At 66.3% G+C, this 22,038-nt stretch carries 17 protein-coding genes; 9 read left to right on the forward strand and 8 right to left on the reverse strand.

Going from position 1 to position 22,038, the window contains the following annotated elements:
* Window positions 1-54 precede the first annotated feature (54 nt).
* The gene (gene clpB / locus J7520_RS19180; RefSeq protein WP_291191989.1) at window positions 55-2,655 is read right to left on the reverse strand and encodes an ATP-dependent chaperone ClpB; all 2,601 of its coding nucleotides are present in this window, start codon (window positions 2,653-2,655) and stop codon (window positions 55-57) included.
* Between the two features lie 217 nt (window positions 2,656-2,872).
* Between clpB and J7520_RS19185 the strand changes: the two genes are divergently transcribed.
* Entirely contained in the window at window positions 2,873-4,231 is a 1,359-nt protein-coding gene (locus J7520_RS19185) for a YidB family protein (RefSeq protein ID WP_291191991.1), read from the forward strand.
* A 63-nt stretch (window positions 4,232-4,294) separates the two neighbouring features.
* Here J7520_RS19185 and pgeF read toward each other — a convergent pair whose 3' ends face one another.
* Window positions 4,295-5,065 (reverse strand): peptidoglycan editing factor PgeF, encoded by a 771-nt coding sequence (gene pgeF, locus J7520_RS19190; RefSeq protein ID WP_291191993.1) that lies wholly within the window; start codon window positions 5,063-5,065, stop codon window positions 4,295-4,297.
* 15 nt (window positions 5,066-5,080) lie between these two features.
* On the reverse strand, window positions 5,081-6,046 hold the full coding sequence (gene rluD / locus J7520_RS19195; RefSeq protein ID WP_291191995.1) for a 23S rRNA pseudouridine(1911/1915/1917) synthase RluD: 966 nt from the start codon (window positions 6,044-6,046) through the stop codon (window positions 5,081-5,083).
* Between the two features lie 184 nt (window positions 6,047-6,230).
* Between rluD and J7520_RS19200 the strand changes: the two genes are divergently transcribed.
* Window positions 6,231-7,073 (forward strand): outer membrane protein assembly factor BamD, encoded by an 843-nt coding sequence (locus J7520_RS19200; protein WP_291191997.1) that lies wholly within the window; start codon window positions 6,231-6,233, stop codon window positions 7,071-7,073.
* Between the two features lie 166 nt (window positions 7,074-7,239).
* Here the strand turns inward: J7520_RS19200 and J7520_RS19205 are convergent, their stop codons facing one another.
* From J7520_RS19205 to sucC, 3 genes are all read right to left on the reverse strand, one after another.
* Window positions 7,240-8,871: an NAD+ synthase gene (locus J7520_RS19205; protein ID WP_291191999.1), complete on the reverse strand. Its 1,632-nt coding sequence runs from the start codon at window positions 8,869-8,871 to the stop codon at window positions 7,240-7,242.
* A 151-nt stretch (window positions 8,872-9,022) separates the two neighbouring features.
* Window positions 9,023-9,898 carry a succinate--CoA ligase subunit alpha gene (gene sucD / locus J7520_RS19210; RefSeq protein WP_291192001.1) on the reverse strand — a complete coding sequence of 292 codons (876 nt, stop codon included), beginning with the start codon at window positions 9,896-9,898 and terminating at the stop codon, window positions 9,023-9,025.
* 83 nt (window positions 9,899-9,981) lie between these two features.
* On the reverse strand, window positions 9,982-11,148 hold the full coding sequence (gene sucC / locus J7520_RS19215; protein ID WP_291192003.1) for an ADP-forming succinate--CoA ligase subunit beta: 1,167 nt from the start codon (window positions 11,146-11,148) through the stop codon (window positions 9,982-9,984).
* Window positions 11,149-11,343: 195 nt separating this feature from the next.
* Here sucC and J7520_RS19220 point away from each other — a divergent pair, with 195 nt between their 5' ends.
* From J7520_RS19220 to coaE, 7 genes are all read left to right on the forward strand, one after another.
* Complete coding sequence (locus J7520_RS19220; protein WP_291192005.1) at window positions 11,344-12,972, forward strand: ATP-binding protein; 1,629 nt, start codon at window positions 11,344-11,346, stop codon at window positions 12,970-12,972.
* Between the two features lie 108 nt (window positions 12,973-13,080).
* Window positions 13,081-14,532: a sigma-54 dependent transcriptional regulator gene (locus J7520_RS19225; protein WP_291192007.1), complete on the forward strand. Its 1,452-nt coding sequence runs from the start codon at window positions 13,081-13,083 to the stop codon at window positions 14,530-14,532.
* A gap of 374 nt (window positions 14,533-14,906) precedes the next feature.
* Window positions 14,907-15,332, forward strand: coding sequence for a pilin (locus J7520_RS19230; protein ID WP_291192009.1), 426 nt, complete (start codon window positions 14,907-14,909; stop codon window positions 15,330-15,332).
* 237 nt (window positions 15,333-15,569) lie between these two features.
* A complete protein-coding gene (gene pilB / locus J7520_RS19235) occupies window positions 15,570-17,285 on the forward strand; it encodes a type IV-A pilus assembly ATPase PilB (protein WP_291192269.1) in 1,716 nt (571 codons plus the stop codon).
* A gap of 200 nt (window positions 17,286-17,485) precedes the next feature.
* On the forward strand, window positions 17,486-18,763 hold the full coding sequence (locus J7520_RS19240; RefSeq protein ID WP_291192011.1) for a type II secretion system F family protein: 1,278 nt from the start codon (window positions 17,486-17,488) through the stop codon (window positions 18,761-18,763).
* A gap of 10 nt (window positions 18,764-18,773) precedes the next feature.
* Entirely contained in the window at window positions 18,774-19,643 is an 870-nt protein-coding gene (locus J7520_RS19245; RefSeq protein ID WP_291192013.1) for an A24 family peptidase, read from the forward strand.
* Window positions 19,644-19,674: 31 nt separating this feature from the next.
* Window positions 19,675-20,292 (forward strand): dephospho-CoA kinase, encoded by a 618-nt coding sequence (coaE, locus tag J7520_RS19250; protein ID WP_291192015.1) that lies wholly within the window; start codon window positions 19,675-19,677, stop codon window positions 20,290-20,292.
* Window positions 20,293-20,361: 69 nt separating this feature from the next.
* On the opposite strand, the gene J7520_RS19255 is transcribed toward coaE, so the two are convergent.
* Window positions 20,362-20,973 carry a class I SAM-dependent methyltransferase gene (locus J7520_RS19255; protein WP_291192017.1) on the reverse strand — a complete coding sequence of 204 codons (612 nt, stop codon included), beginning with the start codon at window positions 20,971-20,973 and terminating at the stop codon, window positions 20,362-20,364.
* The gene (locus tag J7520_RS19260; protein ID WP_291192019.1) at window positions 20,970-21,962 is read right to left on the reverse strand and encodes a glycosyltransferase family 2 protein; all 993 of its coding nucleotides are present in this window, start codon (window positions 21,960-21,962) and stop codon (window positions 20,970-20,972) included. The genes J7520_RS19255 and J7520_RS19260 overlap by 4 nt, the downstream gene beginning before the upstream one ends.
* Between the last annotated feature and the right edge of the window lie 76 nt (window positions 21,963-22,038).

Genomic DNA, 22,038 nt, shown 5'->3' on the forward strand with positions numbered 1-22,038 from the left:
TTCCCCACCGCCGGCGATGCGCGGCGCGGAGCCGCGCGCATCGCCGGTGGCTTTTCAGGCCTTGCGAAACTCCAGCTTGCCCGCGGCCGCATCGACCGCGACGGTGTCACCCGGCTGGAACCGGCCTTCGAGGATTTCCTTCGCCAGCGGGTTCTCCAACTGCTGCTGGATCGCGCGCTTCAGCGGCCGCGCGCCGTAGACCGGATCGAAGCCGACGTTGCCGAGCAGGTCGAGTGCCTTGTCCGACAGCTCCAGCTTCAACTGCCGTTCGGCCAGACGCTTGGCCAGATACTCGGTCTGGATGCGCGCGATCGCGCGGATCTGCTTCTTGTCGAGCGCGCGGAACACGACGATCTCGTCGAGGCGGTTGATGAATTCCGGCCGGAAGTGCGCCTGCACGACGCCCATCACGGCGGCCTTCATCTTCGTGTACTCCTCCTCGCTGTCGGTGCCGGCCCGATCTTGATCGACCATGTCCTGCACGTACTGCGAGCCGAGGTTCGAGGTCATCACGATGACGGTGTTGCGGAAATCCACCGTGCGGCCCTGGCCGTCGGTCAGGCGGCCGTCGTCGAGCACCTGCAACAGGATGTTGAACACGTCGTGATGCGCCTTCTCGACCTCGTCGAGCAGGATCACGCTGTAGGGCCGACGCCGAACCGCCTCGGTCAGATAGCCGCCTTCCTCGTAGCCGACGTAGCCCGGCGGTGCGCCGATCAGGCGGCTCACGGAATGCTTCTCCATGAACTCGCTCATGTCGATGCGCACCATCGCGTCGGCCGAGTCGAACAGGAATTCGGCCAATGCCTTGCACAGCTCGGTCTTGCCGACGCCGGTGGGACCTAGGAACAGGAACGAGCCGTTCGGACGGTTCGGATCGGACAGGCCCGCGCGCGAGCGGCGGATCGCGTCGCTGACCGCGCGCACGGCTTCGTCCTGGCCGACCACGCGCTGGTGCAGCACGTCTTCCATCCGCAGCAGCTTCTCGCGCTCGCCCTCGAGCATCTTGCTGACCGGAATGCCGGTCCAGCGCGCGACGACCTCGGCGATCTCCTCGGCGGTGACCTTGTCCTGCAGCAGGCTGAAGCCCTTGGTCTCGGCTTCCTGCGCGGCCTTGAGCTGCTTTTCCAGTTCGGGAATCTTGCCGTACTGGATCTCGCTCATCTTGGCGTAGTCCTGCCGGCGCTGCGCGGCTTCGAGGTCCAGGCGCGCGGCCTCGATCTGTTCCTTGATCCTGGTCGCCCCCTGCAAGGTCGCCTTCTCGGATTTCCACACTTCCTCGAGGTCGGAATACTCGCGCTCCAGCGTGCCGATCTCCTTCTCCAGGTCGGCCAGGCGCTGCTTCGATTCGGAATCCTTCTCCTTCTTCAGCGCCTCGCGCTGGATCTTGAGCTGGATCAGGCGGCGCTCCTTGCGATCGAGCTCCTCCGGCTTGGAGTCGATCTCCATGCGGATGCGCGAGGCGGCCTCGTCCATCAGGTCGATCGCCTTGTCCGGCAGCTGGCGGTCGGGGATGTAGCGGTTGGACAAGGTCGCCGCGGCGACGATCGCCGGATCGGTGATCTCCACGCCGTGATGCACGGCGTACTTCTCTTTCAGCCCGCGCAGGATCGCGATCGTGTCCTCGACGCTCGGCTCGCCGACGAATACCTTCTGGAAGCGGCGTTCGAGCGCGGCGTCCTTCTCGATGTACTTGCGATATTCGTCGAGCGTGGTCGCGCCGATGCAGTGCAGCTCGCCGCGCGCGAGCGCGGGCTTCAACATGTTGCCGGCGTCCATCGCGCCCTCGGCCTTGCCGGCGCCGACCATCGTGTGCAGCTCGTCGATGAACAGGATGATCTGGCCTTCCTGCTTGGCGAGGTCGTTGAGCACGCCCTTCAGGCGCTCCTCGAATTCGCCGCGGAACTTCGCACCGGCGATCAGCGCGCCCATGTCCAGCGAGAGCACGCGCTTGTCGCGCAGGCCTTCGGGCACCTCGCCGTTGACGATGCGCTGCGCGAGGCCCTCGACGATCGCGGTCTTGCCGACGCCGGGTTCGCCGATCAGCACGGGATTGTTCTTCGTGCGCCGCTGCAGCACCTGGATCACGCGGCGGATTTCCTCATCGCGGCCGATGACCGGATCGAGCTTGCCCTTCTCCGAGCGCGCGGTCAGGTCGATCGTGTACTTCTCCAGCGCCTGGCGCTGGTCTTCGGCGTTTTCCGACTGCACTTTCTCGCCTCCGCGCATTTTCTCGATTGCCGCCTCGATGTTCGCCTTGTTCGCGCCGGCCGCCTTCAGCGCGGCGCCGACCTCGCCCTTGTCCTCGAGCGCGGCGAGCACGAACAGCTCGGACGCGACGAACTGGTCGCCGCGCTGCTGCGCCAGCTTGTCGGTCAGGTTGAGCAGGCGGTTGAGATCGTTGGAGACGTTGATGTGGCCTTCCTGTCCCGCCACCTTCGGCAGCCGGTCGAGGATCTGGCCGACGCGCGTGCGCAAGGAGGGCACGTTGACGCCGGCCTGCGCCAGCAGCGGCACCGTCGAACCGCCCTGCTGGTCGAGCAGCGCCGCCAGCAGGTGCACCGGCTCCATCATGTTGTGGTCGCGCCCGACCGCCAGGCTCTGCGCATCGGCGAGCGCCTGCTGGAAACGCGAAGTGAGTTTGTCCATTCGCATCGGAGGAATTCTCTGTAATCGCCGGCCCGTCCCCGGCAGGAATGCCTTCCAAGGTAGGTCGCGGGCGACGCCGCTTCAAGGTTCGCAATGTTTTGCAACGGCGATGCAAAGGTTCGCAATCGGGGAGCGATGCCTTGCCTAGACTGCCGCAAGGAATCGGGGGCGGGGCTGCTGAATACGGGGGCGCCGCCGAGGCAGGAACCTCACGGAGCACCTCATGTTCGATGCACTGATTGGCGAAGTCGCGGAGCGTTTCGGACTCGGCGACAAGGGACGCGCGTTGCTCGCGTCCCTGCTCGGCATCGTTTTCGACGAACGCAACGGCGGCATCGCCGGCCTGCTGGCCAGATTCCGCCAACAGGGGCTGGGCGACCTGTTCGGTTCGTGGGTCGGCAACGCCGCCCCGAAGCCGATCGAACCGTGGCAGCTCGAGAAAGCCCTCGGCGCGGATGCGATCTCCACGCTCGCCGGCCGGCTCGGCATCGAGCGCGGAAAGACCCTCGCCGCGGCGGCCGCGATGCTGCCGTCACTGATCGGCACGCTGACCCCGAACGGCCAACTGCCGACCAGCCTGCCCAGCGCCGCCAGCGGCTATCTCAAGGCCTTCGGTCCCGGCACCGCGGCCAACGGCGTTTCGCCCGAGCCCGACCTGCACACCGACCTGACCCCCGGCCTCGGCTGGGTGAAGTGGGCCCTGCTGCTCGCCGTGGTGCTCGCGCTCGGCTACTGCATGCTGCATCGCCCGCCGGAAGGCGCCGCGCCGGCGGCGACGGGAACGAGCGCGACCCCTGCCTCACCGTCCGCTCCCGCTCCGAGCGCGCAAGCCCGGATTTCCCTGACCAACGACGCCGGCAGGATCGGCTACTCCGGCCGGCTCGCTTCGGCCGCGGAGCGCAGCCGCCTCGTCGATGCGCTGAACGGCGCCTTCGGCGCCGCCAACGTCAGCGGCGAGGTGACGATCGACGCGAGCACGAAACCCGCCGGCTGGCTCGACGCGCTGCTCGCCCTGCTGCCGAATCTGCGCGATGCGGCGGGCGCCAGGCTCGACCTCGACGGCAACGCGATCACCCTCGGCGGCTCGATCGCCGGCGCGGAGCGCCAGAGACTCGCCGACCAGCTGCGCAGCCGATTCGGCGGTTTCGCGCTGAACGGCCTCGACGCCGGCGTGCTGCGAAGCGCGAGCGAGGCGTTCAAGGCCTTGCAGCCGGGCCGATACACGGCGGCCGACCTGGTCAAGGCGCTGAACCTGATGACGATCCATTTCGAGACGGGCTCGGCGGCGATCAGCGCCGACAGCCTCGGCCTGCTCGAGGAAGCGGCGGCGGCGATCAAGAACGCGCCGGCCGGAACGCGCGTCCAGGTCGGCGGCCACACCGACGCCACCGGCGACGCGGCGGCGAACCTGAAGCTCAGCGAGGAGCGCGCCGACGCGGTGCGCGGCAAGCTGATCGACCTCGGCGTCGCCGCCGACAGCCTGCGCGCGCGGGGCTACGGCGACACCGTTCCGGTCGCCGACAACGCCACCGAGGAAGGCCGCGCGAAGAACCGGCGCATGGAGTTCACCGTCGTCGAGTGACCTCGACCGTCGCGAGGGATCGCGACCGATGCGACGGGCATCGGCGCGGCGGTGCAGGCGGCCCTAAGCCTGCCGCACGTTCCAGATCAGGCTGGCGAAGCGCCCGGTCTCGCGCTCCCGTCGATACGAATAGAAGCGCGCGTCCGCGTAGGTGTCGAAACCGCCGCCGTAGACGCGCTCGACGCCAGCCGCGGCGATCCTTTGGTGCGCCAGGGCGTAGAGATCGCAGAGCCAATGTCCGGGCCGTGTCGGCGCGAATGCCTCCGCCGCGCGGGGATCGATCCCGACGAAGGCGGCGCGCACCTCCTCGCCGACCTCGTAGGACCGCGCACCGATCGCCGGCCCCAGCCAGGCCATCAGCCGCGCGGCGGGAACGCCGAGCCGCGCGATCGTCGCCTCGGCGACGCCGGCCGCGAGTCCGCGCCAGCCCGCGTGGGCGGCCGCGACGGCGTCGCCGTCCTCGCTGCAGAACAGGATCGGCAGGCAGTCGGCGGTCAGGACCGCCAGCACGGCCTCGCCGCGCGAGACCGCCGCGTCCGCCGTTTTTTCCTGATCCGCAATGGACTCGTCGGCGTCGAGGACGTCGATACCGTGCACCTGGCGCAACCAGCGCGGCGACGCGGGCAGTGCCAGCCGCTCGATCAGCGCCGCGCGATTGGCGGCGACCGCGGCCGGATCGTCGCCGCGCCCACCCAGGTTGAAGGCGTCGAACGGCGCTGCGGAACTTCCCGCCATCCGCCGGGTGGTCACCGCGGCGCGCACCGTCGGCGGCGCCGGCCAGTCCGGCACGATCCAGCCGATGCTCGATTCGTCGCTGCGCTCGGGTCCGGTCATCCGCGCCGCCGCCGGCTACTTCGCCTGCGCGCGCGTATCCGCGCGCAGCGCCGCCAGCAGCGCTTCCATGTCGGCGGGCCGTTCCGCCTCGACCGCCACGGTCTCGCCGCTCCTGGGATGCAGGAATTCGAGCCGTTCGGCGTGCAGCGCCTGGCGACGGAATCCGCGCAGCGCGTCGGTCAGCTCCGGCGTGGCGCCCTTCGGCAGCTTCAGCAGGCCGCCGTATTGCGAGTCGCCGATCAGCGGATGCTTCACGTATGCCATGTGCACGCGGATCTGGTGCGTCCTTCCGGTTTCCAGGCGGCATTCGATCAAGGTCATCGCGCGGAAGCGCTCGCGGACGCGGTAGTGCGTGAGCGCCTCGCGCCCGTCCTCGCGCACCGCCTGCTTGAGGCGATCGTGCGGATGACGGCCGAGCGGCGCGTCGACCTTGCCGCCGGCGATCATCGCGCCGTAGACGATGGCCGCGTACTGCCGATGCACCTCGCGCGCCGACAGCTGCTCGACCAGGGAGGTGTGTGCGCGCATCGTGCGTGCCACCACCATCAGGCCGGAGGTGTCCTTGTCGAGCCGGTGCACGATGCCGCCGCGCGGGATCTCCGCGAGCTTGGGATCGTGGTGCAGCAGTGCGTTCTGCAGGGTGCCGGCGGGATTGCCGGCGCCCGGATGCACGACCAGGCCGGGCGGCTTGTTGACGACGATGACCTCGGCGTCCTCGTGGCGGATGTCGAGCGCGATCGCCTCCGGCTCGGCGCCGATCTCCCGTTCGCTGCGCGCGTGCAGCGCGATCGCCTCGCCGCCGCGCACCAGGTGGCGCGGCGCCACGATGGCGCCGTCGAGCCGCGCGTCGCCGGATTTGATCCAGGCCGTCAGGCGCGAGCGCGAGAAATCCGGGAACAATTCCGCCAGCACCTGATCGAAGCGGCGCCCGGCCAGCTCGATCGGCACGCTCGCATTCAGGCTGGATTCGGGGTCGTGCATCGAAAAATCCTTGCCGCTCGTGCGTTTCCAGCGCGAACGGCGTTCGGGTTATGATCGTCGTTTGAAGCCGGCGCCGTTGCGTCCGGCGGTTCGGCGAAACGCTCCGCCGGTGGCCGCAAGGCCGCGCGTCGCGGGCCGTGACCGTTCCGTCCTCCTTCCCATCATCGCAGAGCCTGCCGCCCGCATGCGAGTTTCCCGAGATTTCCGTTTCGTCCTGCGCCTCGCGCTGATCGTGCTGCTCGCCGTACTGGCCGGCTGCTCGCTGTTCAACCGCGGCAAGAAGAAGGGCGACGAGGCCGACACCAAGCCGGTCGAACAGGTCTACCAGAACGCGACCGAGCTGCTCGAAGGCGGCAACTACGACGGCGCCGAGCGGGTCTACCAGCGCCTGATCTCGCGCTTTCCGTTCGGGCCGTACACCGAGCAGTCGCAGCTCAACCTCGGCTACGTGCAGTACAAGGCGAACAAGCCCGACGACGCGTACTCGTCGGTCAACCGCTTCATCAAGACCTACCCGACGCACAAGCACATCGACTACGCGTACTACCTGCGCGGCCTGATCAACTTCAACCGCTCGGCCGGCTTCCTGGAGCGCTACGTCGGGCAGGACATGACCCGGCGCGACCAGGCCTTCCAGCGCCAGTCGTTCGACGATTTCAGCTCGCTGATCAGCCGCTATCCGCAGAGCCGCTACGCCGGCGACAGCCGCCAGCGCATGATCTACCTGCGCAACGAGATGGCGCAGGCGGACCTGCACATCGCGCTGTTCTACCTCAAGCGCAACGCCTACGTCGCCGCGGCCAACCGCGCCAAGACGATCATCGAGACCTACCCGCAGACGCCGCAGGCCGGCGACGCGCTGGCGGTGATGGTCGAAAGCTACCGCAAGCTCGGCCAGGACAAGCTCGCCACCGACGCCGAGAACGTGCTCAAGCTGAACTACCCGGATCACCCGTTCCTGCGCGGCGACTGGCCGCGCTATCGCTCGAACTGGTGGAAGTTCATTCCGCTGATGAATCGCAGTTGAGGCATCGTGCTCCTGCCTCTCCCGCTTGCGGGAGATCGCGCCGCAAGCACGAGTGAAGGAATCCGGAGCGCAGCATTCCGCCTGCCCTCTCCCGCAAGCGGGAGAGGGGAAAACAGGTGCCGTGAGGGGCTGTTTTCGTACGCAGCGCCTCGCTCTTCGGCGAAACCTAGCGCCAGCCTGATGTGATTGGATAACGCCGCTCGCGCCCGAACGCGCGACGCGAGACTTTCGGCCCCGGCGCCGCCTGGTGCCGCTTCCATTCGCTGATGCGCACCAGGTGCAGCACGCGGTCGACCATCGCGGCGTCGAAGCCCTCGCGCACGATGTCCTCGCGCGACTGCTCCTGGTCGACGTAGCGGTACAGCACCGCGTCGAGCACGTCGTAGGGCGGCAGCGAGTCCTGGTCGGTCTGGTTGTCGCGCAGTTCCGCCGACGGCGCGCGCTCGATCACTTCGACCGGAATGACCGGCGCGTCCGCCGCCGCGTTGCGCCAGTGTGCGAGCGCGTAGACCTCGGTCTTGTACAGGTCCTTGATCGGCGCGTAACCGCCGCACATGTCGCCGTAGATCGTCGCGTAGCCGACCGCATACTCGCTCTTGTTGCCGGTGGTCAGCACCAGGCCGCCGAACTTGTTCGACAGCGCCATCAGAATCGCGCCGCGGCAGCGTGACTGCAGGTTTTCCTCGGTCGCGTCGACCGCGCGATCCGCGAACGCCGGCGCCAGCGCCTCGACGAAGCCCTTGAACGGCGCCTCGATCGGTACCGTCAGCATCTCCACGCCGAGCGCGCGTGCCTGCTGCTCGGCCAGATCGTTGCTGAGCCCCGAGGTGTAGCGCGACGGCAGGCGCACGCCGGTCACGTTCCGCGCGCCGAGCGCGTCGACCGCGAGCGCCAGCACCAGGGCCGAGTCGATGCCGCCGGAGAGGCCGATCCACACCTTGCCGAACCCGTTCTTCGCGCAGTAGTCGCGCGTGCCGCGCACGATCGCGCGCCACGCCAGCGCTTCGCGGCTTTCGTCGGCCTCGACCGGCCAGCTAGCCGGCGCGAACTTTCGCGTCGCCGGGTCGTAGTCGGCGACCAGCCAGTGGTCCTCGAACGCCCGCGCGGCGGGATGGATGAAGCCGTCGCCGTCGGCGAGCACCGAGGCGCCGTCGAAGACCAGCGCGTCCTGCCCGCCGACCACGTTGAGATAGGCCAGCGCGACGTCGGTTTCATGCACGCGCGCCTCCAGCAAGGCGTCGCGCTGCGCATGCTTGTCGCGCTCGAACGGCGAGGCGTTCGGCACCAGCACCAGCTCGGCGCCGGCGCGCACGGTGTCGGCCAGGGGCTCGGCGAACCAGAGATCCTCGCAGATCACCAGGCCGACCGGCACGCCCTTGACGTCGAACACGCAGGCGCCGCCGTCGGGATCGATTTCGAAGTAGCGGCGCTCGTCGAACACCGCGTAGTTCGGCAGCTCGCGCTTGCGATACGTCGCGGCGACCGCGCCGTCGCGCAGCACGCTGGCCGCGTTGAACGCGACCGCGCCGTCGGACTCCGGCCAGCCGACCACGGCGACGATGCCTTGCGCATGCGATGCGATGCGCGCGAGCGCGGCTTCGCACTCGGCGAGGAAGCTCGGCCGCAGCAGCAGGTCTTCGGGCGGATAGCCGCTGAGCGCCAGCTCCGGAAACAGCACGACGTCGGCGCGGTGCACGTCGCGCGCCTCGGCGATCAGCGCCGCGATGCGCGCTTCGTTGCGCGCGACGGCGCCGACCGGGAAATCGAACTGGGCGAGGGCGATGCGGAGCGAAGCCATGCGGACGCGTCGGGCGAGCGGTGGGGCCGGCATGATACCGCTGCGCGTGCCCGAGGTTTCTCGCCGTTACGCCGCGCGACTCCGGGAAAGAGCGCAAACAAAAAGGCCGCGGATCGCTCTGCGGCCTTTCGTTCGAACGCGTGGCGAACGATTACTTGCCCATCTTCGCCGCGAGGGTCTTGCCGAGATCGGCCGGCGACTTCACCGTCGTCACGCCGGCCTTCTCCAGCGCGGCGAACTTCGCCGCCGCCGTGCCCTTGCCGCCGGAGATGATCGCGCCGGCGTGGCCCATGCGCTTGCCCGCGGGCGCGCTGGCGCCGGCGATGAAGGCGACCACCGGCTTCTTGACGTATTCCTCGATGAACTCGGCCGCTTCCTCTTCGGCGCTGCCGCCGATCTCGCCGACCATGATGATGCCTTCGGTCTGCGGATCGTCCTGGAACAGCTTCAGGCAGTCGATGAAATTGAGGCCGTTGATCGGATCGCCGCCGATGCCGATGCAGGTCGACTGGCCGAGACCGACATTGGTGGTCTGGAAGACCGCTTCGTAGGTCAGCGTACCGGAGCGCGAGACGATGCCGACCTTGCCCGGCTTGTGGATGTGGCCAGGCATGATGCCGATCTTGCACTCGCCCGGCGTGATGATGCCGGGGCAGTTCGGACCGATCAGCACGGTGTCCGGATAGCTCTTCAGCACGTTCTTCACGCGCAGCATGTCGAGCACCGGGATGCCTTCGGTGATCGTCACGATCACCTTCACGCCGGCGTCGGCGGCTTCGAGGATCGCGTCGGCCGCGAACGGCGGCGGCACGAAGATCATCGACGCGTCGGCGCCGGTGTCGTTCACCGCGTCAAGCACGGTGTTGTAGACCGGCAGGCCGATGTGCTCGGTGCCGCCCTTGCCCGGCGTCACGCCGCCGACCAGCTTGGTGCCGTATTCCAGCGCCTGCTCGGAGTGGAAGGTGCCCTGCTGGCCGGTGAAGCCCTGGGTGATGACCTTGGTGTTCTTGTTGACCAAAACGCTCATGGTGATTCCTTTGATTTCCCTTCCCTCGCTCGCGGGGGAAGGTGGCCCGGAGGGCCGGAAGAGGGTGCTCTAGGCGCGATCTCTCAAGCGGCCTTCACCGACGCGACCGCCTTCTGCGCCGCATCGTTCAAGTCGTCGGCCGGCGTGATCGCCAGCCCGGAGTTCGCGAGCAGCTCGCGCCCCTTCTCCACATTGGTGCCCTGCAGGCGCACGATGACCGGAATGGTCAGGCCGACTTCCTTCACCGCCGCGATGATGCCTTCGGCGATGAGGTCGCAGCGCACGATGCCACCGAAGATGTTGACCAGGATCGCGCGCACCTTGTCCGACGAAAGGATGAGCTTGAACGCCTCCGTCACGCGCTCCTTGGTCGCGCCGCCGCCGACGTCGAGGAAGTTCGCCGGCTCGCCGCCGGCGAGCTTGATCACGTCCATCGTCGCCATCGCGAGGCCGGCGCCGTTGACCATGCAGCCGATGTTGCCGTCCATCGTGACGTAGTTGAGGTTGTTCTTGACCGCGGCCGCTTCGGCCGGGTCTTCCTGCGACTCGTCGCGCATCGCGACCAGCTTGGGATGGCGGAACTCGGCGTTGTCGTCGGAATTGACCTTGCCGTCCAGCGCCATCAGATCGCCGCTGCTGACGATCGCCAGCGGATTGAGCTCGACCAGGGCGAGATCCTGCTCGTTGAACAGCTTGTACAGGCCGAGCATGATCTTGGTCAGCTGGTTGGCCTGCTTGGCGTTCAGGCCCATGTCGAAGGCGAGCTTGCGGCACTGGTACGGCTGCAGGCCCTCGACGAAGTTGATCTCGAGCGTGTGGATGTCTTCCGGCGTGTCGCGCGCGACCTGCTCGATATCGACGCCGCCCTGCGCCGAGGCGATGAACGAGACCGACTTGGTGCCGCGATCGACCAGGATCGACAGGTACAGCTCCTTGACGATGTCGCTGGCGTCGGTGACCAGCACCAGGTTCACCGGCAGCGCGCGGCCGCCGGACTGGTAGGTTTCCATCTTCTTGCCGAGCATGCCGGCCGCGGCCGCCTTGACGTCGTCGAGCGACTTGCAGAACTTGACGCCGCCGGCCTTGCCGCGGCCGCCGGCGTGGATCTGCGCCTTCACCATCCACTGCTCGCCGCCGAGCGAGCGGGCCGCCTCGACGGCCTCGTCCGGCGTCGCCGCGACCTTGCCGGGCGGCACTGCGATGCCGTAGCTGGCGAACAATTCCTTGGCTTGGTATTCGTGGAAGTTCATCTGGACACCTTGAGAGTGGGACGCGCGGGAACGGCGCCGACAACGCGCCGCGGAGCGCAATCCGGAGAGCGGCCGGCAGAGGCCGGCCGCGAAACGGGTGCCTATTCTCGGGGAACGTCGGCGTGAAATCAAAAGACACGAAGGTTGCGGCCGCGCTCTCGGTTCGTCACGACGCACTCGTTATACTTTGGTCGAATGGGGACCGACCGCCGCGCGCGCAGCCACGCCGACTCACCGGGCGACATCACCCGGCGTGAACTGTATTTCTTCAATCTGTACCGCTGCCTCGAGGCGGTGGTCTACGTCGCGCTGGTGTACAGCCCGTACGCGGTGGAGTGGGTCAAGGTCACGCGCCCGCTGCTCGGCCAGGTCGTCGCCGGCGTCTACCTGATCGTTTCCCTCGCCCTGCTGTTCGGCACCGACCGCCTGCGCGCCCGGCTCGCCAACGGCATCAGCGCGGCGCTGTTCGTCGACATCCTGGCCGCTTCGCTGGTGCTGGTCTCCACCAGCGGCTACGAGACGATATCGCTGATGGTGCTGGTCAACGTCGGCATCGCCTCGCTGCTGCTGCCGCGGCGCGCGTTCCTGTTCGCGACGATCGCGGCGCTCGGCCTGATCGTTCCCTACGTCTACGGCCGCTTCGTCGATCCGGCGTTCACGCGCTCTCCTTTCGAGACCACGGCGATCGCGGCCGCGTACTTCCTGGTCGCCCTGTTGATGCGCCACGTCGGCCTGCACATGCGCGCGACCGAGGCGTTGGCGGAGAAGCGCGGCGTCGACCTGCTCAACCTCGAGCAAGTCAACGAGCTGATCATCCAGCGCATGAAGACCGGCGTGCTGCTGGTCGACGCGGCCAACGCGATCCTGCGCATCAACGAATCGGCCTGGCACCTGATCGGCAATCCGCCGCCGAACCAGCGCGAACTCGGCAGCGTCGCGCCGGAGCTGTCGCGCCGCCTGTATCACTGGCGCCACTCGGGCAAGGCCGAGCAGACCGCGGTGGCGCTGGCGCCGGACATGCCCGAGGTGATCCCGCGCTTCACGCGCCTGACGCCGAACGACGACACCAACGTGCTGATCTTTCTCGACGACACCTCGCTGCTGTCGCGCCGCGCCGAGGAACTGACGCTGTCCTCGCTCGGACGCCTGTCCGCCTCGATCGCGCACGAGATCCGCAATCCGCTCGCCGCCATCCGCTATTCCGCGCAGTTGCTGGCCGAGTCGCCGAAGCTGACCGCCGAGGACAAGCGCCTGGTCGAGATCGTCAACAACCATTGCACGCGCGCGAACGACGTGGTCGAGAACATCCTGCAGCTGTCGCGGCGCGAACGTTCGCGCCCCGAAAGCATCGACCTCAACGCCTGGGTGCTCGCCTTCGTGGAGGACTACAAGCAGTCCAACGACCTCGGCGGCGACCATCTGCGCGCGGTCACCCAGAACCGCCGCCTCGAAGCCCTGGTCGATCCGCAGCATCTGCAGCAGGTCGCCTGGAACCTGGTGCAGAACGCGCTGCGCTACGGCCGCCACCCGAACGAGCCGGCGCGCGTGACCGTGGTCGCGCGGGTCGCCGCCGACAAGGGGCCGCCGCTGATCGAGATCGTCGACCGCGGCCCCGGCATCCCGCCGAAGGTCGCCGCGCGCATCTTCGAGCCGTTCTACACCACCCACGAGTACGGCACCGGCCTCGGCCTGTACCTGGCCAAGCAGATGGCCGAAGCGAGCCAGGCCGCGCTCGAATACGTGCCCATCGCCGGCGGCGGCGCCTGCTTCCGCATCACGCTGATGCCGGCCGGCTCGCTGCTGGCGACGCGAATCGCCGGCTGAAAGATGCCGCCCGGCCCGCCTGTCGCCGGTATCGTGGTTCACAATTCTTTGCCTTGACGCGCTTCACGCTCTACGCTTGCAGGCACCCCTGAGCCTCGAACCGACGGCATGAGCAAGCACTACGCCCTGGTCATCGACGACGAACGCGACATCCGCGAACTGCTGACGCTGACTCTGGGCCGCATGGATCTGATCGTCGACACCGCCGCGACGGTATCCGAAGCGCGTCAACGCCTCGCCGAGCGCCGCTACGCGCTGTGCTTCACCGACATGCGCCTGCCGGACGGTTCCGGCCAGGAAATCATCGCCGTGATCGCGGCGCAGTATCCGGAAACGCCGGTCGCGATGATCACCGCCTACGGCAACGTCGACGCCGCCGTCGACGCGCTCAAGGCCGGCGCGTTCGACTTCGTCTCCAAGCCGGTCGACATCAACGTGCTGCGCCGCCTGGTGCAGACCGCGCTGAAGCTGTCGGAGAGCAAGCGCAACGAGCAGGCCGCCAGCAGCTCGAAGCTGATCGGCGACTCGGCCAGCATGAACCAGCTGCGCGCGACCATCGCCAAGGTCGCACGCAGCCAGGCGCCGGTCTACATCGCCGGCGAATCGGGCACCGGCAAGGAGCTGGTCGCGCGCCTGATCCACGAACTCGGGCCGCGCGCGAGCGCGCCGTTCGTGCCGGTCAACTGCGGCGCGATTCCGTCCGAGCTGATGGAGAGCGAGTTCTTCGGCCACAAGAAGGGCAGCTTCACCGGCGCGCACGTCGACAAGGACGGCCTGTTCCACGCCGCCCAGGGCGGCACGCTGTTCCTCGACGAGGTCGCCGAACTGCCGATGCACATGCAGGTGAAGTTGCTGCGCGTGATCCAGGAGAAAGCCGTGCGCCCGATCGGCGCGCGCGCCGAGATCGGCGTCGACGTGCGCATTCTTTCGGCCACGCACAAGAACCTCGCGCGCCTGGTCGAGCTCGGCTCGTTCCGGCAGGACTTGTTCTACCGCATCAACGTGATCGAACTGCGCGTGCCGCCCCTGCGCGAACGCCGCGAGGACATCCCGCAACTCGCCGGGCGCGTGCTCGAGCGCCTCGCGCGCGACGGCAGCGGCGAACCCGCACGCCTGTCGCCGGATGCCCTGCAGACCCTGCTCGGCTACGACTTCCCCGGCAACGTGCGCGAGCTGGAGAACATCCTCGAACGCGCCGTCGCCCTGTGCGAGAACCAGCGCATCGACATCGACGACCTGCGCCTGCAGCCGCGCGAACGCAGCGCCGGCGAGGCCGCGGCCACGTGGGCGAACACGCCGACGCCGTCGGCGCCGTCGGCCTATGCGACACCGATTCCGGAATCCCGCTCCGCGCCGTCGGCGCCTGCCTTCGCCCAGGACGACGACGATCCCACGCGCGGCCTGCCCAGCGACCTCGCCGCCGCCGTCGCCGAAACCGAGCGCGCTGCGATCATGAAGGCGCTTGAGGCGACGCGCTGGAATCGCACGGCTGCTGCGCGGCAGCTCGGATTGACGTTGCGGCAGTTGCGGTATCGGCTTGAGAAGCTGGGTATCGAGTAGGCCGGGAGATCCGCGGACGAACTGAGACGACGCTGACCGCTTCACTCGATCTTAGGCCCAGTGGGGGCTCAGCCTGCTACTGCCCTCCTCCGCGATAGACAGACAGAAGGCAAACCTCGCACCCATTGTCACTCCCTGACAGTTTTCGCGACTCCCTGGTCAAAGCCTTGCTGCGCTTCGAGACGCAGGTCTCATCACATTACGTTCACACCGTGAACTGTGCCGCTCACCGCGATCAGAGTGGCTTGGCACGCTTGCTGCTGCGTGAGGGACGCGAGCCGCCGATCCAGTACCGGGCGATCGCGGAAGCGGGCCCGCCTTGCAAGGTTGGCGGCTCACGGCAGTCCGACTCACCTATTCCACGAGGAAACGTCATGAATACGAAGAAGATCCAAAAAGGCTTCACGCTGATCGAACTGATGATCGTAGTTGCAATCATCGCGATCCTGGCTGCCATCGCACTGCCGGCATATCAGGACTATGTTGCACGCGCCCAGGCGACGGAGTCGCTGTCGGCCACGGGCGGCCTGCAGGCGGACATCGCCGTCGAGTATTCCGAAACCAACGCCATCGCTCCTGCTGCGGAGACGATCGCGGAAGCCACCGCGCTCGCGGGCAAGTATTTCCCGGCCGGCGGTGCAGCTGTCGCGGCTGGCGGCGTCATTACCGTCGCCTTCAACTCCGGCGCGCTGTCCGGCCAAACCATGACCATCACGCCGACCCTCAACAGCGGACAGATTTCCCGCTGGACCTGTACGGGCCTGACCAAGACGCAGCATATTCCTTCCGGCTGCCGCTAATCTCCGCCAAGGCAGGCGATTCAGTATCACCTGAAACTCGCCAGCCTCGCAGCACTCGACAAACCCTGCTTCGGCAGGGTTTGTTTTTCGTAGCTAGAACAATAGAGCAGTCGCTCACAACCGAATCTCCCGAAACTTTTCGAGAGAGATCTGTCGTTTAGGTCATGTTCGCCTTACTTGAATTGAGCTACATTCGAACAACTTCGGGGCTTGCAAGCAATTCTTATGGCGACGCAGATGAATGCGGCACCGCTGGTGGGTCTGTCAGGTGTCGCCAAGCGGCTGGTAGCAGAGGGTTTCGTTGCCGAAAGCGAGGCACGTAAGGCAGCGGAGGAAGCCGCACGCCAGAAGATCCCGCTGGGTGCTTGGCTGACCGAGAACGGATTTGCCACCAGCCAGCAAGTCGCGCAGGTGTCATCTGCCGAGTTCGGCATGCCGTTGCTCGATATCGAAGCATTGGACCTGGTCCAGTTACCGATGACGGTGGTGCGCGAAGACCTGATCACTCGACACAAGGCGCTGCCGCTGTTTAAGCGAGGTAACCGCCTGTTCGTCGGCGTGTCCGATCCGACCAATCTCCGTGCGTTGGATGAGATCAAGTTCCAGTCAAACCATCTAATCGAGCCGATTCTGATCGATGCTCAACAGCTCGATCGCGCTATCGAACAAGCCATCAACGCGACCGGCCCGACGATCACCGGACTCGACGATGCCGAAGGGCTCGAAAACCTCGACCTCGGCGCTTTGAGTGACGATAACGAGTCAGCCGGCGTTGACGCCACAGCCGCGGACGACGCGCCAGTGGTGAAGTTCGTCAACAAAGTACTGGTCGATGCAATCAAGCGCGGCGCCTCGGACATCCATTTCGAGCCCTACGAAACCGCATTCCGTGTGCGATTCCGCATGGATGGCATGCTGCGTTCAGTCGCTTCGCCGCCGGTAAAGTTGAACGCGCGCATCTCCTCTCGCCTGAAAGTCATGAGCGGCCTCGACATCGCCGAGCGCCGCGTACCGCAGGACGGCCGCATCAAATTGAATCTGTCGAAGACGAAGTCGGTCGACTTCCGCGTCAGCACTTGTCCGACTCTGTTCGGCGAGAAGATCGTGCTGCGTATCCTCGACGGCTCGGCCGCCAAGATGGGCATCGAGAAGCTCGGCTACGAAGACGACCAGAAGCAGCTTTTTCTCGACGCGATCCAGAAACCTTATGGCATGGTGCTGGTCACCGGCCCAACTGGCTCGGGCAAGACGGTGTCGCTGTATACCGCGCTGAACATCCTCAATACCGAAGGCCGCAACATCTCGACCGTCGAAGACCCGGTCGAGATACGCCTGCCTGGCGTCAACCAGGTGCAACAGAACACCAAGCGCGGCATGACCTTCGCCGCCGCGCTGCGCTCATTCCTGCGCCAGGATCCGGACGTGATCATGGTCGGTGAGATCCGTGATCTCGAGACCGCCGAGATCGCGATCAAGGCTGCGCAAACCGGGCACATGGTGTTGTCGACCTTGCACACCAACGATGCCGCTCAGACGATCGCGCGTCTTATGAACATGGGCATCGCTCCGTACAACATTACTTCGTCGGTAACTCTGGTCATCGCGCAGCGTCTGGCTCGACGCCTGCACGACTGCAAGCAATCGCTCTCGTTGCCGGCGGCCGCTCTACTCGCCGAAGGTTTCACCCAAACCGAAATCGATGCAGGGCTGCAGATTTTCGACGCAGTCGGCTGTTCAAGCTGCAACGAAGGGTATAAAGGACGCACGGGCATCTATCAAGTGATGCCGATGAACGAAGAGATCCAGAAGATCATTCTCGCTGGCGGCAATGCTTTGAGAATCGCCGAGCAGGCGCGGCTCGACGGGGTGCGCGATTTGCGCGCCTCGGCCCTAAGAAAAGTCAAACAGGGTGTCGTGAGCTTGGCCGAGATTAATCGCGTGACCAAGGACTGATCTGCTGCTCGCCCGAGCCTACGACTCAAATCGCCTCGGCGGCATGTAATCGTACGATCGGTCGAAAGAAAGTGAATTAAACCTATATCTGAGGCCCGCTCTTCGGGCCATTCGCTCCGCGAGTGCTCACTTGAGCACTCCGGCTCAACAGCTCAATTTTTGCCAGAATGGCGTAGTTTCAGGAACCCCAGGGGAACAACATGGCCACCGTGACCGCCCTGAAGACGAAAGCCGCCACCGCACAGCGCGGCAAGCAACGTGCGCAGGTCAGCGATCTGCAGACCTTCACCTGGGTCGGCCTCGACAAACGCGGGGTCAAAATCAAGGGCGAGCAGATCAGTAAGAACGCGAGTCTGGTCAAGGCCGACCTGCGCAAGCAGGGCATCAACCCACAGATGGTCAAGCCGAAGCCCAAACCGCTGTTCGGCAAGACCGGCAAAACGATCAAGGGACGCGACATCGCGATCTTCAGTCGCCAGCTCGCGACGATGATGGCCGCGGGGGTGCCGATGGTCCAGGGTTTCGAGATCGTCGCCGGTGGCCAGGCCAATCCACGCATGAAGGACATGCTGACGGACATCAAGACGGAGATCGAGGGTGGTTCAGCGCTTAACGAGGCGCTCGGCAAGTATCCCGTGCAGTTCGACGAGCTTTATCGCAATCTCGTTCGCGCCGGCGAGTCGGCCGGCGTACTCGACACCGTGCTCGACACGATCGCGACCTATAAGGAAAACATTGAGAACATCAAGGGGAAAATTAAGAAGGCAATGTTCTACCCAACCGCAGTCCTCGCGGTGGCGATCATTGTTGCCTCGATCCTGCTGATTTTTGTGATTCCGCAATTCGAAAGCGTCTTCAAGAACTTCGGCGCAGACCTTCCGGCTTTTACGCAAATGCTGATCAGCCTATCCCGATTTATGGTTTCGTATTGGTGGCTGATGCTACTTATCGCCATCGGCACGATCGCTGGACTGATTATGCTGTACAAGCGCTCGGATAAATTCGCGCATTTCATCGGACGTGCCCTGTTGAAGCTCCCGATTATTGGGCAGATTCTTCGGCAATCAGCAATTGCCCGTTTTGCACGCACACTCGGAGTGACCTTCCGCGCTGGCGTGCCACTGGTTGAGGCCTTGGATTCAGTTTCCAATGCTACCGGGAGCGTCGTCTATAATGACGCGGTCAAGCGCATCCGTGAGGATGTCGCGATCGGCCACCAACTTCAACTCGCGATGCGCCAGACAATCCTGTTCCCGAACATGGTCGTGCAGATGATCGCGATTGGCGAAGAGTCCGGCGCTCTCGACAAGATGCTGTTCAAGATCGCCGAATTCTACGAGACCGAGGTCAACAACGCCGTCGATGCGCTTTCAAGCTTGCTTGAGCCGCTGATCATGGTCGTTATCGGCGTGATGGTCGGCAGCATGGTGGTCGGCATGTATCTACCGATCTTCAAACTCGGCGCAGTGGTCGGTTGACCTTGCCAAGATGATCGACCTCGACTGGCTGCACGAAGCGGCACTGCTGATTCCGCTGACCGGCTTGCTCGGCCTGCTGGTCGGCAGCTTCCTCAACGTCGTCATTCTGCGCCTGCCGAGACGGCTGGAGCACGAATGGCGTCTGCAGGCGCGCGAACTGCTCGCGAGCGAGGGCGACGCCGAAGCGCCGCCGCCCGACCTCGTCTTCACCGGATCGCACTGTCCGCAATGCAAACACCGACTGTCGGTGTTCGACAACATCCCGCTGCTGAGCTGGCTGGCACTGCGCGGGCGCTGTCGCTACTGCAAGGCATCGATTTCCTGGCAGTACCCGCTGGTCGAGCTGCTGACTGCGCTCGCATCGACCACGATCGCGTGCAAGTTCGGTCTCGGTTGGCCGCTCGGCGCCGGGCTCGCCTTCACCTGGATATTGATCGCCGCTGCCGGCATCGATGCGCGCACGCAGTTGCTGCCGGACCAATTGACGCTGCCCCTGCTCTGGCTCGGTCTGCTGCTCACGTTGGTTCCATTGTTCGTATCGCCGTCCGCTGCCATCGTCGGCGCGGCGATCGGCTATCTCAGCCTCTGGTCCGTGTACTGGCTGTTCAAGCTAGCGACAGGCAAGGAAGGCATGGGTTACGGTGATTTCAAGCTGCTCGGCGCGCTCGGCGCCTGGATGGGCGCGTCCGCCCTGCTGCCGATCGTGTTGCTGTCGGCGCTGGTCGGCGCCGTGGTCGGCGGCCTCGTGCTCGCACTGCGCGGCCAGGATCGCAGCACGCCGATTCCGTTCGGCCCCTTCATCGCTGCAGCGGGCTGGGTCTGGTTCGTGTTCGGGGATCGCCTCGGCGAGTTCTACGCGCGCTTGTTCGGCCTGCAGTGAGGCACGAGCGCGCTGCCGTACACTTCACGGCATGCGCGCACTCCCCTTCATCGTCGCCCTGACCGGCGGCATCGCCAGCGGCAAGTCGGCCGCGAGCGATCGCTTCGCCGAACTCGGCGCCGAGGTGATCGACGCCGATCGGATCGCGCGTGAGCTGGTCGCCCCCGGACAGCCGGCGCTGGCCGAAATCGCAGCCGCGTTCGGTCCGGAAGCGCTCGACGCGAGTGGCGCGCTCGATCGCCGCACCATGCGCGAGCGCGTGTTCGCCGAGCCGGCCGCACGCCGCCGACTCGAGGCGATCCTGCATCCCCGCGTGCGCCACGCGCTGCGTGAGCGCGCGGGCGCCAGCACGGCACCTTACGTCGTGCTGGCCATTCCGCTGCTGACGGAAAGCGGAGGCTACGACTGGGTCGACCGCGTGCTCGTCGTCGACACGCCGCGCGAGACCCAGCATCGGCGGCTGGTCGCGCGCGACGACATCACGCCGGAACTCGCGGACGCGATGCTGGATGCGCAGGCCACGCGCGCGCAGCGCCTCGCGCTGGCCGACGACGTCGTCGCGAACGACGGCTCGCTTTCCGAACTCCACGCCCGCATCGCGGAGCTGCATCGCCGCTACCTCGCCATGGCGGCACGCAAGCACGCATAGGAACGAAATCGGGCGCCGACCTCACCGTGCTCGCGCAGCAGGCCGCCACGGCGACACCGTCCGGCCACCTCAGCGGCGCCGACACAGCACCATGGTCCACGGCAACGGCGTGCGCACGTCGACCACCTCGAAACGCCGCGCGAGCAAGCGGAGAAAGCCGTCCCGGTTCCAGTGATTGAGATGCCCCGGCGTATTGCCGAAAGCGCGCAGGTACTTGCCGCGCGCCATGTTCAAGGCGCGCCACAACGGCTCTCGCGGCACGCTCGTCAGCAAATATGGCTGCGCGAGTTCTGCCAGGGTGTCGACGCCGAGGTTCGGATCGTCGAGATGCTCCAGCACTTCGCAGCAAACGACGAGCGGAGCCGCCTCGCGCACCACGTCGATCGTCTCGATCGGCTGGGTCCAGAACTCGGCACTCGCACCGGCGCGCGCCGCCCGCGCGCGAGCTTCCTCGACGATCTCGGCGGAGATGTCGCAGCCGCGCACGCGAAAACCGCGCTGTGCGAGCCGTATGGACAACTCCCCTTCGCCGCAACCGATTTCCAGCGCGTTCGACACCGGTACCTGCGCCGCGAGACGATCGAACGCGTCGAGGAATCCGTGCATCAAGCGACGCGCGATCGGATTGGTCGTGCGGTACTTGTCGTAGTAGTTGCCGGCGGGCCGACCACTGGCGCTCATTGCGCCCGCTCTCTCGCGTCGGTTATCGCTTCCGTCGGCGAGGACGAGTGCGCGACGTCTTCCAGCTGCCGCACGCGCCAGTCGATGCCTTCGAGCAGGCGGCGATTGACGCCGAGCAGATCGGCGACGAAGCCGAGCATCAGCGCGATCAGGCCGATCGTGATCGACGCCGCCGCGAGCAGCGCGGACTGCACGTGTCCGGCGCCTTCGCCGGCGAACTTGTGCGCGAGGTACCACCCGCCCGACCCGAGCCCGAGCAGCAGGAAGAACGACGCGATCAGCGAAAAGAACACGAGCGGGCGATAGGTCGCGAAGATGCGCACGATCGTCGACGCCGAACGCCAGACGTAGCGACCGATGCTCTTGACCAGACGCGACGGGCGCAGATCCGGATTCGTGCGCACCGGCACCGACAGCACGCGGATGTTGCTGTGACCGGCTTGAATGATCGTTTCCAGCGTGTAGGTGTAGGCGCTGAAGACGTTGAGGCGCTGGGCCGCCTCGCGCGTGAACGCGCGGAAACCGCTCGGCGCGTCGACGACCTCGGTGTTGCTGGCCAGCCGGACCACCCAGCTGCCGATCTCCTGCAGACGCTTCTTCAGCCAGGAGAAGTGCTCCGTCGCGGCGATCGGACGCGCGCCGATGACGATCTCCGCGCGCCCGTCGATGATCGGCTGCACCAGGCTCTCGATGTCGCGCGCGTCGTACTGGTTGTCGGCGTCGGTGTTGACGATGATGTCGGCGCCGCTGGCGACGGCGGCTTCGAGTCCGGTCATGAACGCGGCCGCGAGTCCGCGGTTGACCGGATGGCGCACGACTCGATCGGCGCCGAGCGCCGTCGCGACCGCGGCCGTGTCGTCATCGGAACCATCGTCGACGACCAGCCATTCGACCACGTCGCAGCCGGCGACTCGTCGCGGCAGTTGCGGCATCGCGTGCGGCAAGGATTCCGCTTCGTTGTAGCAGGGAATCTGGATGACGAGCTTCATGAATCGCGGCGCACTCCCCAGGCGTTGCCGCATAGTAACGGAACCGGGCTCGATCACGTCCCATCGTGCGCCAAGG

It is taken from the genome of Dokdonella sp. (assembly GCF_017744955.1).
Taxonomy (GTDB): Bacteria; Pseudomonadota; Gammaproteobacteria; order Xanthomonadales; family Rhodanobacteraceae; genus Dokdonella_A.

Excerpts from the sequence above, each read along its gene's own strand:
- clpB (WP_291191989.1), bottom strand. The coding sequence starts at position 2,655 with ATGCGAATGGACAAACTCACTTCGCGTTTCCAGCAGGCGCTCGCCGAT.
- J7520_RS19185 (WP_291191991.1), top strand. The coding sequence starts at position 2,873 with ATGTTCGATGCACTGATTGGCGAAGTCGCGGAGCGTTTCGGACTCGGC.
- pgeF (WP_291191993.1), bottom strand. The coding sequence starts at position 5,065 with ATGACCGGACCCGAGCGCAGCGACGAATCGAGCATCGGCTGGATCGTG.
- rluD (WP_291191995.1), bottom strand. The coding sequence starts at position 6,046 with ATGCACGACCCCGAATCCAGCCTGAATGCGAGCGTGCCGATCGAGCTG.
- J7520_RS19200 (WP_291191997.1), top strand. The coding sequence starts at position 6,231 with ATGCGAGTTTCCCGAGATTTCCGTTTCGTCCTGCGCCTCGCGCTGATC.
- J7520_RS19205 (WP_291191999.1), bottom strand. The coding sequence starts at position 8,871 with ATGGCTTCGCTCCGCATCGCCCTCGCCCAGTTCGATTTCCCGGTCGGC.
- sucD (WP_291192001.1), bottom strand. The coding sequence starts at position 9,898 with ATGAGCGTTTTGGTCAACAAGAACACCAAGGTCATCACCCAGGGCTTC.
- sucC (WP_291192003.1), bottom strand. The coding sequence starts at position 11,148 with ATGAACTTCCACGAATACCAAGCCAAGGAATTGTTCGCCAGCTACGGC.
- J7520_RS19220 (WP_291192005.1), top strand. The coding sequence starts at position 11,344 with ATGGGGACCGACCGCCGCGCGCGCAGCCACGCCGACTCACCGGGCGAC.
- J7520_RS19225 (WP_291192007.1), top strand. The coding sequence starts at position 13,081 with ATGAGCAAGCACTACGCCCTGGTCATCGACGACGAACGCGACATCCGC.
- J7520_RS19230 (WP_291192009.1), top strand. The coding sequence starts at position 14,907 with ATGAATACGAAGAAGATCCAAAAAGGCTTCACGCTGATCGAACTGATG.
- pilB (WP_291192269.1), top strand. The coding sequence starts at position 15,570 with ATGAATGCGGCACCGCTGGTGGGTCTGTCAGGTGTCGCCAAGCGGCTG.
- J7520_RS19240 (WP_291192011.1), top strand. The coding sequence starts at position 17,486 with ATGGCCACCGTGACCGCCCTGAAGACGAAAGCCGCCACCGCACAGCGC.
- J7520_RS19245 (WP_291192013.1), top strand. The coding sequence starts at position 18,774 with ATGATCGACCTCGACTGGCTGCACGAAGCGGCACTGCTGATTCCGCTG.
- coaE (WP_291192015.1), top strand. The coding sequence starts at position 19,675 with ATGCGCGCACTCCCCTTCATCGTCGCCCTGACCGGCGGCATCGCCAGC.
- J7520_RS19255 (WP_291192017.1), bottom strand. The coding sequence starts at position 20,973 with ATGAGCGCCAGTGGTCGGCCCGCCGGCAACTACTACGACAAGTACCGC.
- J7520_RS19260 (WP_291192019.1), bottom strand. The coding sequence starts at position 21,962 with ATGAAGCTCGTCATCCAGATTCCCTGCTACAACGAAGCGGAATCCTTG.